The organism is Hymenobacter agri (genome assembly GCF_054778495.1).
Genome location: NZ_BAAGZM010001255.1, coordinates 1 through 587, shown reverse-complemented (window position 1 = coordinate 587; position 587 = coordinate 1). Strand labels below are relative to the sequence as shown.

Here is a 587-nt window from a genome sequence, read left to right as displayed (position 1 = left end):
GGCGGCGGGTGCGCGCCACGTTTCAGCTCACGGCCCCGGCACCGGGCAAACGGCGCTACGAAGTGCGCGTGGTGCCCCAGCCGGGCGAATTTACGGAGCTGAACAACGCCCGCACGGCGTTCATTGAGATAGTGAAGGGTAAGCTGCGCGTGCTGCTGGCCGGGGCCGCCCCGCATCCCGATTTGAAAGCCCTGCGCGCCGCCATTCTGGCCAATGACAACTTCGACCTGACCCTAGCTCTGCCTGGCGTGCAGCCGCTGAAAGCTGATGCTGATTTCGACGTGGCCATCCTGCACCAACTGCCGGCCCAAGGTGGGCTGGGCAACGAGCTTCTGGCCCAGGTGAAGGCCCGCAAAACGCCCGCATTCTACATCCTGGGGGCGCAGTCCGATTTGGCGGCCTACAACCAGTTGGGCGCGGGCCTCACCATTCAGCCCCGCGGGGCGCAGACGGACGAGGTGACGCCGGTGCCCAACCCCGGCTTCGCCCGCTTTGCCACCGACGAAGAGTCGGCCCGACGGTTTGCGCAGTACCCGCCCGCGCCAGTGCCGTTTGGCGACTACCGCCTCGGAGCCGGGGCCGAAGCC

General features: G+C 67.8%; 1 pseudogene. It reads left to right on the top strand.

Annotation, left to right across the window (positions count from 1 at the left end):
• Positions 1 to 587, top strand: a pseudogene (locus tag ACYVDE_RS25635) (VWA domain-containing protein); the annotation flags it as partial.